Origin of the sequence: Pelotomaculum propionicicum (assembly GCF_048984525.1) — a bacterium.
GTDB classification, from domain to species: Bacteria; Bacillota; Desulfotomaculia; order Desulfotomaculales; family Pelotomaculaceae; genus Syntrophopropionicum; species Syntrophopropionicum propionicicum_A.
On record NZ_JBMGJC010000012.1, the window covers coordinates 1 to 13,545 of the forward strand.

The following is a 13,545-nucleotide window of genomic DNA, read 5'->3' on the forward strand; positions in this document are numbered from 1 at the left end:
TCCGGAATTCCTTGAAGATTATCTTCCTTGGAGTCTGGAGGTTCAGGAAGCCTGCAAATAGGGCAAAAACTCAGTTTACACTGGTTTTTGCTTTTTTTCTATACACTTTGTTATTTGGCGCTTACGGTTGTTGACACATTCCTTGACTCACGGAATGTGTCAACAACCCCGTCCCCTTGACACATGGTAACATGTGACGATAAAAAGTAACAAGAAAAAACAAGTAACAGAAAGGAAGCAGGAGAACCGTCCCCATGGTTCTTAATATCTTCGTGTCATAAGGTAACCTAATAGAGCTGTTATAACTATCAATATCCCTGAGGCTAAAAACCAGTTCGCTATACCAACATTTTCAGCAATCGGACCTGCAAAAAACAAACCCACAGGCATGGCGAGAGTCATCATGCTTGATAGAATGGACAGTACACGCCCAAGAGACGCGGGCGGTACAGTTGATTGTACATAGGCGGTATATGGTACATTTAAAAAGCTGCCGGTCATTCCCATAATCGCGGAGAGCGGCACAAAGGCTATAAATGCAGAGGGGGGGAGCGCGCCGGCCCCGGCAAGAGCGGCGCCGAGAGAGCAAAGAGCCAGGTTGATCATCAAAAACTTGTTTTCTAGGCCGCCCCACACACCCAGGATCAGAGACGATACCAGTAAGCCTCCCGCAAATACAAATTCAATTATACTGGCGTGCCACGCGGTCCCTCCGAAATGAACATTCACCATAAGCGGGAAAAACGAGCCTACCGGAATATAGATGAGCATTGCCAGCATCATGGGGACGGTAATAGCCTTAAGCGGTTTATTTTCATTAATTAATTTTAATCCATCCAACATTTCTGATAATATATTCGTTGTTCTGTTCCGGTCTGGTTCGGGATCCGGGATTTTGACCATGGCTACTGTTACAGCTGCTATTACCGCGCCTGCTATATCCACCAGCATAACAAACGGCAGCGATATGACCGTCATAATGAAAGTGCCGAGAACAGGCCCGAGCATAAGTGAACCCGACTGAAGGAACTGGCTCCACCCGCCGGTTTTGGTTAATTCACTTGTGGGAACCAACATCGGCATGGCGGCCTGAATGGCCAGGTAGTGAAATACCGAACCGACTGACCGCAGGAATAGAATAATATAAATAAGCCACGTGTGAGGAACCCCGGCATAAAAGGCAACCATTAGAACAGCGCCTCCCGCCGCTACAAAGAGGTCCGCGACGATCATAACAGTTTTGCGGCTCAGGCGGTCGACCCACACCCCTGCGAAAGGTCCAATGATAGCATGCGGTAAAAGCCCGGCCATACCAGCGAAAGCCAGGACCGCAGGTGAGCCGGTCTGCAACGTCAGCCACCAGATTATGGCAAATTGAGCCGCGGAACTTCCCAGCAGGGAGAATGCTTGTCCGGACCATATTATAAGAAAAGTTTTTTTCCATTTTGCAGATTGATCTTTCATTTAATTGCTCCAGTCATTATTGTATTTATAAAAAGGGCATAAAAAAAGCACGAGAAAACATCTGTTCCAACCAGTCTGTCTTATCGTGTCAAACTACCATAATAGCTGGTATAAATATCGATTAAAATTAAACGATACACCACCATGGCCAACTATAAAATGACACGACAAAATAAACTGCCTGTTAAGCAGCAATAATTTCCTCGTACCAGATTAGCGCAACCGCATGGATGATGTAAGCATAGTGTTTAAGGATTCTCCTTTGTTACAGCTTTTAATATTATAGCAAACACGTATATATCATTCAATTAGAAAAAATCTACCCCTTCCACGCATGGAAGGGGTAGATAGCATTTTCTTACGAACCTGCCGCCCGGCGGACCATCGCCTGGTGGTCCCCGTCGACTCTGTCTGTGCCGTGGGTGCGGCTGTTCAGGAAATGCAGGTCAAACATACCGTCAAAGTCATTACCGTAGATATCCTGGCTCGTACCGTGCGGCATACCGGCCATGGAGCAGGCCACAGGCTGCCCGTCAAGCCAGATTATGGCGGCCCTCCGCTCCCAGTTCCACTCACCGCCGAAAACATCCTTCATGATAGCTGCATCATCGGCTGTAAGGGGCTCGCAGTCGGCATGGTTTGTGCCGAACAGGTGATGAATCCGGAACTTGCGTCCGGTTTCAAAATCCTGCAGCGTGGCGTTGCTGCCTATAGGAAACATGTCATTAATATACGACCAGTCAATCAGTTCACCATATGTGCCGTCCGAGTCCCCATAGTCCCGGGAAACGGAACCCCTGCTTGTCTCCTGATATGACGAAGCACTGCCGGGTATGGTGAGTTCCTGTCCCGCCTGCAGGGAATCTGAAGTCAGGCCGCTGGCTGATTTAATAGATTCAATGCTGGTTCCGAATCTGTCAGCTATCGACCACAGGCTGTCACCGTACGCTACCGTGTAGGTGAAACTTTCACCCGCGGGCGGCGGGACAATGTATTCTATGTCATAAGACGGCTCACTGCCGGGTATAGTGAGCACCTGTCCTACCTGCAGGGAATCTGATGTGAGGCCGCTGGCAGATTTAATTGAGTCGACATCAGTTCCAAAACTGTCTGCAATCGACCACAGGCTGTCTCCGGACGCCACCGTGTAGCTGAATGTTTCACCGGAATAAGCATTACCATAGTATGTGTCACCCGAGTCTGTGCCTGGTATTACAATCTCCTCACCGATTTGCAGGGCTTCAAAATTAACGCCGGGGTTGGCTGCCTGGAGTGCGTCCACGTCGACCCCCAGCTTATCGGCGATATCCCAGAAGCAGTCACCTTCAACGACCGTATAGTATGAACCTAACGCGGTGCCGGGCAGGGACAGCCCGGTTAATGTAAATGCTAACAGCAGGGCCATAATAAACAAGCAATTTAATTTTTTTACCCCTCTCATATTCGCCTCCTTAAAAAAATGTTGTAATAATTACCTGTAAGGGAAATATCAAGATTGAATCACCCGGCAGCACGGCGATCATGGCAAAATGTGCTGTGAAATATGCCATTATACTTTGCTTTAGACCCGTTGCTTTGCGTCTCCCACTTTCGTATGGAGTTGCCCTTTTCAGGTAACAGTAATTTAATATCTTCTACGCAATATTGCATATTCCTCCTTTGGTTGCCAGGAAAGCCATAAAATACAGCAGTTTTTGAAATGGACGATCATAACTGATAATATTATCGGTTGAAATAAGAACTTCCTTAATTGCGGTAAAAGTAATTATATGATAAGATAATTGGTAAGTTTGTGGGGACATTACCGTGATTCTTTAGCGCTTTGCGCTTTTTTATTATGTTACATTCACTTCCGGAAGGAGGATCACAATGTCCGGTCATTCAAAGTGGGCGACCATCAAACGTAAAAAAGCGAAGGTTGACGCGCAGCGAGGTAAAGTATTTACCCGCCTGGCAAAAGAAATTATCGTCGCGGCACGCCAGGGAGGCTCCGACCCTGAGGGCAACGCCCGCCTGAAGGCGGCCGTCATGAGGGCGAAGGAAGCCAATATTCCGAATGACAACATTATGCGCGCCATTCAAAAGGGGGCCGGCGAGACCGGCGGCGCGAACTACGAGGAATTAATTTATGAAGGCTACGGCCCCGGCGGTGTCGCTGTCATGCTTGAAATCATGACCGATAACAGGAACCGCACCGCGGGAGAAATAAGGTTTATATTCTCAAAAAACGGGGGGAACCTCGGGGAAACAGGCTGTGTAGCGTGGATGTTCAATGAAAAAGGCATAATTGTTGTGGAGAAAGCCGACAACAATATTGATGAGGACGAAATAATGCTCGGGGCCATAGACGCGGGGGCGCAGGATTTTAATGTTGAGGATGACTTATACGAAATAGTCTGTGACCCGGCCGACCTCCAGTCCGTCAGGGAGAGCATGGAAACGGCGGGCGTAAAAATTGCGTCGGCTGAGGTGACCCTGGCGCCGCAAACGACTGTTAACCTCGCGGGGGATAAAGCAGATCAGATGATGCGGCTGATGGAGACGCTGGAGGACCACGACGACGTGCAGAACGTTTACGCAAATTTTGATATAGAAGACTAAAAGTACGGCCACCCCCAAAAAGGGTGGCCGTTTTAGTCGTGGGTCGTGGGACGTGAGTCGTGTGATTACCGGTATTCCTTTCAGGTCTTTTAGACCTTTAAGCTATCCCTTTAGATCTCCGTCTCACGTCACACCTCTGCCCACCCACGAAGCAAACGGGTGGTTTTTTTATGGGGATAGGGAATCCTCTAAATGGAAATAATATGGATATATATATTTTTTTGCCGGGGGATCTGTAATGACGTTTTACAAAAACAGTTTACTCACAGGTGCTTTAGTGCTGGTTCTCTTTCTCTCGATAGGGGCGGGCTTTCTTTGGGGCAGTTATATGAATCAACCCGATAGCAGGCCGGTCCAGCTTATACTGCCCGAATGGAGCTTGTTTAAGTCAAGGGTTACCCTGGCAACAACGGTGTGCAAGGAAAAAGAGTACCTGTGCGGTGATTTGGAGAAAATTTCAGAGGAATACGCGTCGGGGGAACTATTGAACCTGGACAAAAAAGCCCTTACAGACAAGTTCCCTGCTTCGGAAGGGTGGACTGTCGGTTTCACCAGCCCGGATTTGCTGTCCCTTACCCTGAAAGCTGATGAATTCTGCCCGCTCCACCGGGAATACAGGCATATCGGGCTTTATCACGGGCTGGTGGCTGTTTACGAGGGGCCCCTGGGCTGCAATGAAAAGGTCATAAGGGTGGAAAACATCCTGGCCGAATCTCTGGACCCCGAATTCAGGATTAAACTTGAGCAGTCGATGGACCTCGCCAACCAGTCGCATTTTGCCGCGGAAAATTTGCGTGAGGAACTGGAATTCATTTCTGAAGATACTCTCAACGCAGCTCTGGAAAACATGGACGAGCATATTTGATATTTGGGAGCACTTTTTATTGCCTTCTTTTTTTAAACCTGACATAGAAGGCAGTGCCCGCGGGCCCGGTCTGACGCCGATAACGGCGTTATGCCGGGCCGCTTTTGCTGAAAATATAAAAAATAAAGGATTGCCTCCTTTTCCGTAGAACTTAATCTTCAGGTGGAGGGGGTGGGAACATTTGTTTATAATGGGTGTGGACCCCGGTACCGCCATTACCGGTTACGGTTTGGTCAGGTACAACGGCAGCCGGTTTTCCCTGGTTGAATGCGGCTGTATCAGGACCAGCCCCGATTCGCCTATGTGCGACAGGCTGCAGACCCTTTACCGGGAACTGACTGATATTATAAGGACCTACCAGCCGGAGCAGTTCGCCGTGGAAGAGCTGTTTTTTAATAAAAACGCGCGGACAGCCCTGGCTGTGGGACATGCCAGGGGTGTCGCCATGCTGGCGGCTTCAGTCTCCGGCATGCCTGTATTTGAATACACTCCCCTCCAGGTAAAACAGGCTGTGACAGGGTTCGGCCGGGCGGCGAAAACACAGGTGCAGTACATGGTTAAGACAATCCTGGCCCTGCCGGAGGCGCCGTCCCCCGATGACGTGGCAGACGCGCTCGCGGTGGCAATTTGCCACGGGCAATTATATTCGTGGGTGAGGAAGTTGAAATGATAGCTTTTATCAAGGGTAAGCTGGCGGATATCCAGGCCGGGTCAGTTATAATCGAAGTCGGCGGTATAGGGTACAAGGTCCAGGTGCCTTTATCGCTCCAGTACCGGCTGCCGGCCATGGGCAGTGAAATAATGCTTCATACAAACCTGGTAGTCAGGGAGGACGGGTTTTACCTTTATGGGTTCCAGGGCGAAAATGAGCTGGCTTTCTTTTTAAAGTTGCTGAACGTATCAGGGGTCGGGCCCAGGGGAGCGCTCGCCGTCCTGTCCATATATACACCCGGCGAACTGGGAAGGGCGATCGCCGGTGAAGACATCGCCTCGCTGACCAGGGTGCCCGGTATCGGCAAGAAGACGGCGGCCAGGATCGTACTGGAATTAAAAGACAAGGTTTCTGATTTATTCGATAGTAACGATCCCCGCGATCTTGCTATCGGGCGGGAGAACGATGCTCTAGAGGCCCTGGAAGCGCTGGGTTATTCCGCTGTGGAAGCCCGCCGGGCAGTTAAAGAGGCACAGGCCGGGCTGGAGGAACCCCAGACGGAGGAACTGGTCAGGCGCGCGCTGCGCCTGCTGGTAAAAAACTAAAAGACGTGAGACGTGAGAAATGAGACGTGAGACTTTAGGGTCACCTTCTCTAAGGGAAGAAAGCGTCATGGAGCGTGTCTTGGGAACGGTTTTGTTGACACGATTACTATTATTAAGCCTTGAGACAAAAGCGTGTCAACAGAACTGTCCTCATGACACGGTCAAATGAGACATGAGGCGTGAGACACGACCCACTACTCAGATGAGGTGCATAATATGGAGGAAAGGCTGATATCAGCTTCCGCGCGTCCGGAGGACTTTGAGTCCGACTTGAATCTCCGCCCCCGCAGGCTGGAGGAATACATCGGGCAGGTTAAAGTCAAGGAAATGATCTCTGTCTTTATCCAGGCCGCCCGTGAAAGGAGCGAGGTCCTGGACCATGTACTCCTGTTCGGGCCGCCGGGATTGGGGAAAACAACCCTGGCCAACATCATCGCTTTTGAAATGGGCGTAAACATCAGGACCACATCCGGTCCGGCCATAGAGCGCCCCGGCGACCTGGCGGCCATACTGACCAACCTGGCCCCCGGTGATATTTTGTTTATAGACGAAGTCCACCGTTTAAGCAGGACTGTTGAAGAAGTGTTATACCCGGCCATGGAGGACTATGCCCTGGACATTGTCATCGGCAAGGGGCCAGGCGCCAGATCGTTAAGGCTGGAACTGCCGCGCTTTACCCTGGTGGGGGCCACCACCCGCGCCGGCCTGCTGACATCCCCCCTGCGGGACCGCTTTGGCGTTATCAGCAGGCTGGATTACTATGAGCCGGATGAACTGGTGCTTATTGTGACCAGGACAGCGGGCATACTGGGGGTTGAAATAACCAGGGAAGGCGCCCTGGAAATAGCCGGCCGTTCCAGGGGAACGCCCAGAGTGGCCAACCGCCTGCTGAAACGGGTGAGAGATTATGCCCAGGTTAAAGCGGACGGTATTATAACGCGCGAAGTGGCGGACGACGCGCTTAAATTTTTGGAAGTCGACGCTTTGGGCCTGGACCAGGCCGACAGGAGGCTGCTGCAAGCCATTATCCAAAAATTCGAGGGCGGGCCGGTAGGGCTGGATACTTTGGCGGCGGCCACCAGCGAAGAGTCGGAAACGCTGGAGGACGTCTACGAACCTTACCTGATCCAGCTCGGCATGCTGGCCAGGACCCCCCGCGGCCGTGTGGCCACGGCTATGGCCTACCAGCACCTCGGCCTGCAGCGCGGTGAAAAAAATTTAAAACAAGAGACTTTGTGGTAATAATATAGCAAGACAACAAATTGACAGATTTAAAGAACTATATCACAGGATTAACAGGATTAATAAGATTTACAAGATTTTAATTAGATAATTCAAATTAAAAACTTTAAAATTAAATTACAATTTCTTTTAAATTAATTATTATTTAATCTTGTTAATCATCTTTTAATCTGTTAATCATGTGAAATTGTTTAATTATTTTAAGTTTAATCTCAGCGTGAGGAGTACGCATATTGAAGATATTGCTGCACACCTGTTGCGCCCCCTGCTCGATCTACCCGGTAGGTCTGTTAAGAAGCGAGGGCATGAATGTCACAGGTTATTTTTTTAACCCCAACATACATCCATATACCGAATTTACAAAGCGTAAAGAGGCGCTGGAAAAGTACGCCGCGGAAATCGGCATGGACATGGTTTTTGAGCCGGGCTATGACCTGGAGGGATTTTTGCGCGGCGCCGCTTACAATGAAGCAGACCGCTGCCGGGTATGCTACTCGATGCGGCTCGACCAGGCGGCACGGGAAGCAAAAGCCGGCGGCTATGAGTGCTTCAGTACCACTCTCCTGGTCAGCCCTTACCAGAAACACGAGCTAATCAGGGAGATTGGCCAGGCGGCCGGAGATAAACACGGGGTCAAGTTTTATTATGCGGATTTCCGGCCTGGATACAGGGAGGCCACGGCACAGTCCAGGAAAATGGGCATGTACCGCCAGCAGTACTGCGGCTGTATCTACAGCGAAAAAGAACGTTATTATAAACCGGAGAATAAGGGGAAGTGAAAGGTCAATGTGGGAGTCATACGGCAAAATGTTCCTGTTTATCGGCGTGATTATGCTGGTGTTGGGGGGCATTATGCTGGCCGGCGGCCGGCTGTTCGGCCTGGGCCGCCTGCCCGGTGATATTTTTATACAAAGGGGAAACTTCAGTTTTTATTTCCCGGTAATGACCGGTATTATACTGAGCATACTGCTTACAATAATACTAAACATTATCCGCCGGTAGCCGATAAAGGCTCCGGTTTTTTTTGGTTTCAGAAGGAAATTACGCTAATATGCCGAATTTTTGTCGGGGTGAGGACCTTAATGCCATTGGAGGTTAAGTTATGAAATTAAATATTATCTTAAGAACTGTCATATCGTCTGCAATAGTAATGTTGAGCGTTCTTATATGTGCCGGCGGCGCAGGCGCCGAGCCTGCCGGCACGATCCGGGTAGCCCTGGCCAGGGGTTGTGAAGACTTTTCCCTTAAAGTCAGCGGCGGCTATGAAATTGTAGACCAGGATACAGGCAAGGTCCTGGCCGAGTCGAAACAGGGTGAAAAATTGCAGGTGGAACTAAAGGGAAAACGCATTTCGGTTTCCGGTTCACGGGTCAGCTACGGCTCTTTTAAAGGCCCGGTGATTGTGCGCGGGGCGAGCTCCAGCGCCGCTGTTATCAACGCCGGCGGCAAGGTGGCGGAACTGAGTTTTGAAAAATTGATGGCTGTAACTGGAGACGGCAGGACAGTTTCATTAAAATCCTCAGGTAATCCAACTGTCAGGTCATCCAGCGGGACAGTGACGCTAACGGGCGGCGGCGATGGTTTAAACCTTGTATCCCTGACCAGCGCTTCCGGTAGTAAAAGGTACCGCGGCGACATGGAGTTCCGCCTGGAGGACGGCAAGCTTACCGCGGTAAATGTGCTTAACATTGAAGACTACCTGCGTGGTGTAGTGCCAGCCGAAATGCCGGCCTACTGGCCTGAAGAAGCTCTGAAGGCCCAGGCGGTGGCTGCGCGCAACTATGCCCTGCAGCGTGTCGAAACTTCCCGCGGCTCTTCTTTTAATGTTTACTGCGACATATCGAGCCAGGTTTACGGGGGTTATGACGCTGAATCTTCTTCAACCAGTAAGGCCATCGAGGAGACCAAGGGGGTAGTAATGCTGTCAGGCGGTGAAACAGCGGCGGCCTTTTTCCACTCCAGCAGCGGCGGCTATACGGAAAACAGCGAAGACGTCTGGAGCGGCAAGGTCCCTTACATAAAGTCAAAACCGGATCCCTACGATAAAAATGATAATTACTATAACTGGAAAGTCAGTTACACAACTAAGCAGTTAAAAGACAACCTGGCGGCCGCCGGGTATAAATTCAATAAAATAACGGCCATTAATGAGCTGGCCCGCACCTCATCCGGCGCGAGAGTAAAAGAACTGGAAGTTAAAGGCGAGGGGGCGGCGGGCAAGCCCTTGACGGTAGAAATAAGCAACGCCGATAACGTCAGGATAGCGCTTGATCTGAAGAGTTCATTGTTCAAGCTCACCAGAAAATATGACAGTAAAAAGAACCTGGCCGGGGTGGAAATCACCGGGAGCGGCTGGGGCCACGGGCTGGGGATGTCGCAGTACGGCGCGCGCGGCATGGCTCAAAAAGGTTATAATTATCAGGAAATCCTGAAATACTATTATTCCGGAGTTGTCCTTGCCGAGGACTACGGCCGCTAAGAAAACATTTTCACGGGATTTACAGATTGCTGAAGATAATAAAAAGAAAAATAAATCACACAGGATTTACAAGATTATCAAGATTTACAAGATTTAAAATAATATAATTTAAATTTTTTGCCTGCAATTCAAGCAAAAATAAGGATAAAGTCAATTTTTAATCCTGTTAATCCATTTAATCTTGTTAATCATGTGATAGTGTTTAGGAGCTAACTGATACAGGTGAATATATCTGAATTCGATTATTATTTGCCCCAGGAACTAATCGCCCAGGACCCGGCCGCGGACAGGGACTCGTCCCGGTTAATGGTTGTCCGGCAGGACAGGGAAGAATTCGAACACCGCAGGTTTACCGACTTGTGTGAGTACCTGAGGCCCGGGGACGCTCTCGTCATAAACGACACAAAAGTAATACCAGCCCGGCTGATGGGTTATAAAGAAGCGTCAGGCGCCCGGGTGGAAGTGCTCTTGTTAAAACAACTGGACGCCAGGCGCTGGGAGGCCCTTGTGCGGCCCGGCAAAAAGGCCAGGGTGGGCTCCCGGCTGGTTTTCAAAAAAGGTCTGCTTGCATGCAGGGTCCTTGATGACACTGATTATGGCGGCAGGGTGGTAGAAATGGATTTCGAGGGGCCTTTTGAAGAGATCCTGGACGAGGTGGGGATTATGCCTCTTCCGCCGTATATCAAAAAGCCTTTATTGGACAAAGATCGTTACCAGACTGTCTACGCCCGGCTGGCGGGTTCGGCTGCGGCCCCCACTGCCGGGCTTCATTTTACCAGCGGGCTGCTGGACAGGATCAGGGAAATGGGCGTGGCTGTGGTCCCGGTGCTGCTGCACGTAGGGCTGGGCACTTTCCGGCCGGTTAAAACGGAGGACATCACCCGGCACCTCATGCATGAGGAATACTATGAGGTGCCGCAAGAAACCGCTTCGGTCATAGCAGGGGTCAGAGACCATGGCGGCAGAGTGATCGCTGTCGGCACCACCGCCACCCGCTGCCTGGAAAGCGCCGCCGACGAGGACGGCAGGCTGGGTCCCGGTTCCGGCTGGACCGGCATATTCATCTACCCGGGCTACAGGTTTAAGGTGATCGACGGGATGGTTACCAACTTTCACCTGCCAAAATCCACCCTGCTGATGATGATCTCCGCCCTGGCCGGCAGGGAGAAAATAATGGCGGCGTATCAAGAAGCCGTCGAGAGGCGGTACAGGTTCTTCAGTTTCGGTGACGCCATGCTGATTATTTGAATGCCTGTAACCGGCAGACCGGTTGTATTAAATATAATAAAGAATAAAAAATATGGGTATAGCTGTAACTGGATACGGAGGATTAAATGGCAGTTAGATTTAAAGTTGTGCAACAAGAAAAAACGTGCCGCGCCCGCCTGGGTGTCCTGCACACCGGCCACGGCATGGTCGAGACCCCTGTCTTCATGCCTGTCGGCACCCAGGCCACGGTCAAGACCATGACCCCGGAAGAAGTAAAAGAACTGGGCGGCAGGATAATTTTAAGCAATACCTATCATCTATACCTGCGGCCGGGACATGAACTGATCCGCGAGGCGGGCGGGCTGCACCGCTTTATGAACTGGAGCGGCCCGATATTGACGGACAGCGGCGGTTTCCAGGTATTCAGCCTGGGGCCGCTGCGGAAGATTACGGAAGAAGGAGTTGTTTTCAGGTCCCATATTGACGGTTCGGAACATTTCTTCAGCCCGGAAAAAGCTATGGAAGTACAGGCTGATCTCGGGTCGGACATTGCCATGGCCTTTGACGAGTGCGCCCCCTACCCCAGCAGCCGCGAGTACACACTGGCAGCACTGGACCGGACCACCAGGTGGGCCGTGAGGTGCCTGGCGGTCCACCGCAGAGAGGGACAGGGAGTATTTGGCATTGTCCAGGGCGGTATGTTCCCCGACCTGCGTGAAAAGAGCGCCCGTGAACTGGTGGACCTTGATTTCCCCGGCTATGCCATCGGCGGCCTTAGTGTGGGGGAACCAAAAGAATTGATGTACGAAATGCTCGACCATACCGTGGCATTCCTGCCTCAGGAGAAGCCCCGCTACCTGATGGGCGTCGGTTCACCCGACTGCCTGGTGGAGGGGGTGGTGAGAGGCGTAGACATGTTTGACTGCGTGCTGCCCACCCGGATCGCCCGCAACGGTTCCGTATTTACCAAGCGGGGTAAACTGGTGGTGCGAAACGCCGAATATGCCCGTGACTTTTCACCCCTGGACCCTGACTGCGACTGCTACACCTGCCGCAATTATACACGCGCTTATGTCAGGCATTTAATAAAAGCCGGGGAGGTGCTCGGCATCCGCCTGACCACAATCCATAACATCCGCTTTGTATTAAACCTGATGGAGGAGATCAAAGAGGCCATACGGAGGGGGGTTTTATTGGAATTTCGAAATAATTTTCTAAAAACATACCAGGATGTCTAATATCATATAAAATTCCCTGGAAAAAAAGGAGTTTTTAAAGCACAGGAAGAAATAAAAGAAAGAAAGGAGGTCTGATAGTGGGTAATAACTCCCAGGTAATATCTCTGCTGTATATAGTCGGGCTGTTTGCCATTCTATATTTCCTGATGATCCGGCCCCAGCAGCAGCGCCAGAAAAAACACCAGGAAATGATCAGCAATATCAAACAGAACGAAAAGGTCATTACCATCGGAGGGATTTACGGCACCATAGTCAGGATCAAAGATAAATCAGTAATACTTGAGGTAGCCGATAATGTCCGGATGGAGTTCCTGAAAACTGCAATCTCCCAGGTTACACACGAAGAAGGAGATAAAGGTCAGCAATAAAGAGGAGTAGACCGGCAGTCTACTCTACTCTTTTTCCTGAATAAAAAACATTGGTTCAACTGGAATATTTTTATGATGTATATGAATTCAAAAGTGCATGCCCGGGGATGTTCTCATTTCCCTGGTAGGGGGTTATAACAGTATGATAACCCTGGAGGATATAAAAAAAGACCCTGTGGTCGACGCTTTTATTCGCAAGGGGAATAAATATCTGGGTGTAATGGGGTTTACAGAGCACAGCTACCGTCATGTAAGCCTTGTTTCCAGTATTGCCAGGAATATTTTAGAACGCCTGGGGTACTCGGAAAGGCAGGCCGAACTGGCCGCTATTGCCGGATACATCCACGACATCGGGAACGTGGTCAGCCGCAATGACCACGGTATTTCCGGGGCGGTTATGGCTTACCCGATCCTGATGCAGATGGGAATGCACCCTGACGAAATTGCCACTGTCATTTCCGCTATAGCCAACCATGAGGAGCAGTACGGCCATGCTGTAAACAGTGTGGCGGCGGCCTTGATTATGGCCGACAAGTCCGACGTGCACCGGTCCAGGGTCCGCAACCCTGATTTTGCGACTTTTGACATCCACGACCGGGTGAACTATGCTGTTGAGCACTCTTTCCTCTGGGTCGCCGACGACAAGCGCACGATTACAATGGAACTGACTATCGACATCGATATCTGCCCCGTAATGGAATACTTTGAAATATTTTTGAGCCGCATGATCATGTGCCGGAGGGCGTCCACCTTTTTGAAATGCAAATTCGAACTGGTTATAAACGGCGCCAAGTTATTATAATTTAAGTTTTTGATTTGGAG

14 protein-coding genes and 1 riboswitch are annotated in these 13,545 nt (G+C 50.4%); of the genes, 12 read left to right on the plus strand and 2 right to left on the minus strand.

Features of this window, described 5'->3' with window-relative positions:
- Positions 1 to 261: 261 nt before the first annotated feature.
- Complete coding sequence (locus tag ACOBQJ_RS13385; protein WP_421072267.1) at positions 262 to 1,464, minus strand: MFS transporter; 1,203 nt, start codon at positions 1,462 to 1,464, stop codon at positions 262 to 264.
- Positions 1,465 to 1,822: 358 nt separating this feature from the next.
- Positions 1,823 to 2,905 carry a LysM peptidoglycan-binding domain-containing protein gene (locus tag ACOBQJ_RS13390; protein WP_421072268.1) on the minus strand — a complete coding sequence of 361 codons (1,083 nt, stop codon included), beginning with the start codon at positions 2,903 to 2,905 and terminating at the stop codon, positions 1,823 to 1,825.
- Positions 2,906 to 2,967: 62 nt separating this feature from the next.
- A riboswitch (cyclic di-GMP riboswitch) is annotated at positions 2,968 to 3,079 on the minus strand.
- A 254-nt stretch (positions 3,080 to 3,333) separates the two neighbouring features.
- Here ACOBQJ_RS13390 and ACOBQJ_RS13395 point away from each other — a divergent pair.
- From ACOBQJ_RS13395 to ACOBQJ_RS13450, 12 genes are all read left to right on the plus strand, one after another.
- Complete coding sequence (locus ACOBQJ_RS13395) at positions 3,334 to 4,065, plus strand: YebC/PmpR family DNA-binding transcriptional regulator (RefSeq protein WP_421072269.1); 732 nt, start codon at positions 3,334 to 3,336, stop codon at positions 4,063 to 4,065.
- Positions 4,066 to 4,393: 328 nt separating this feature from the next.
- Positions 4,394 to 4,930, plus strand: coding sequence for a hypothetical protein (locus ACOBQJ_RS13400; protein ID WP_421072270.1), 537 nt, complete (start codon positions 4,394 to 4,396; stop codon positions 4,928 to 4,930).
- Positions 4,931 to 5,111: 181 nt separating this feature from the next.
- On the plus strand, positions 5,112 to 5,600 hold the full coding sequence (ruvC, locus tag ACOBQJ_RS13405) for a crossover junction endodeoxyribonuclease RuvC (protein ID WP_421072271.1): 489 nt from the start codon (positions 5,112 to 5,114) through the stop codon (positions 5,598 to 5,600).
- Positions 5,579 to 6,187: a Holliday junction branch migration protein RuvA gene (gene ruvA, locus ACOBQJ_RS13410; RefSeq protein WP_421072272.1), complete on the plus strand. Its 609-nt coding sequence runs from the start codon at positions 5,579 to 5,581 to the stop codon at positions 6,185 to 6,187. The genes ruvC and ruvA overlap by 22 nt, the downstream gene beginning before the upstream one ends.
- Before the next feature lie 216 nt (positions 6,188 to 6,403).
- Positions 6,404 to 7,429, plus strand: coding sequence for a Holliday junction branch migration DNA helicase RuvB (gene ruvB / locus ACOBQJ_RS13415; RefSeq protein WP_421072273.1), 1,026 nt, complete (start codon positions 6,404 to 6,406; stop codon positions 7,427 to 7,429).
- A gap of 233 nt (positions 7,430 to 7,662) precedes the next feature.
- Positions 7,663 to 8,208 (plus strand): epoxyqueuosine reductase QueH, encoded by a 546-nt coding sequence (locus ACOBQJ_RS13420; protein ID WP_421072274.1) that lies wholly within the window; start codon positions 7,663 to 7,665, stop codon positions 8,206 to 8,208.
- A 7-nt stretch (positions 8,209 to 8,215) separates the two neighbouring features.
- Positions 8,216 to 8,431: a DUF2905 domain-containing protein gene (locus ACOBQJ_RS13425; RefSeq protein WP_421072275.1), complete on the plus strand. Its 216-nt coding sequence runs from the start codon at positions 8,216 to 8,218 to the stop codon at positions 8,429 to 8,431.
- A 100-nt stretch (positions 8,432 to 8,531) separates the two neighbouring features.
- Positions 8,532 to 9,908, plus strand: coding sequence for a SpoIID/LytB domain-containing protein (locus tag ACOBQJ_RS13430; protein WP_421072276.1), 1,377 nt, complete (start codon positions 8,532 to 8,534; stop codon positions 9,906 to 9,908).
- 222 nt (positions 9,909 to 10,130) lie between these two features.
- Entirely contained in the window at positions 10,131 to 11,156 is a 1,026-nt protein-coding gene (queA, locus tag ACOBQJ_RS13435) for a tRNA preQ1(34) S-adenosylmethionine ribosyltransferase-isomerase QueA (RefSeq protein WP_421072277.1), read from the plus strand.
- 86 nt (positions 11,157 to 11,242) lie between these two features.
- Positions 11,243 to 12,355 carry a tRNA guanosine(34) transglycosylase Tgt gene (tgt, locus tag ACOBQJ_RS13440; RefSeq protein ID WP_421072278.1) on the plus strand — a complete coding sequence of 371 codons (1,113 nt, stop codon included), beginning with the start codon at positions 11,243 to 11,245 and terminating at the stop codon, positions 12,353 to 12,355.
- A 77-nt stretch (positions 12,356 to 12,432) separates the two neighbouring features.
- Positions 12,433 to 12,723: a preprotein translocase subunit YajC gene (gene yajC, locus ACOBQJ_RS13445; protein ID WP_421072279.1), complete on the plus strand. Its 291-nt coding sequence runs from the start codon at positions 12,433 to 12,435 to the stop codon at positions 12,721 to 12,723.
- Positions 12,724 to 12,865: 142 nt separating this feature from the next.
- Positions 12,866 to 13,525: an HD domain-containing protein gene (locus ACOBQJ_RS13450; RefSeq protein WP_421072280.1), complete on the plus strand. Its 660-nt coding sequence runs from the start codon at positions 12,866 to 12,868 to the stop codon at positions 13,523 to 13,525.
- Positions 13,526 to 13,545: the final 20 nt, after the last annotated feature.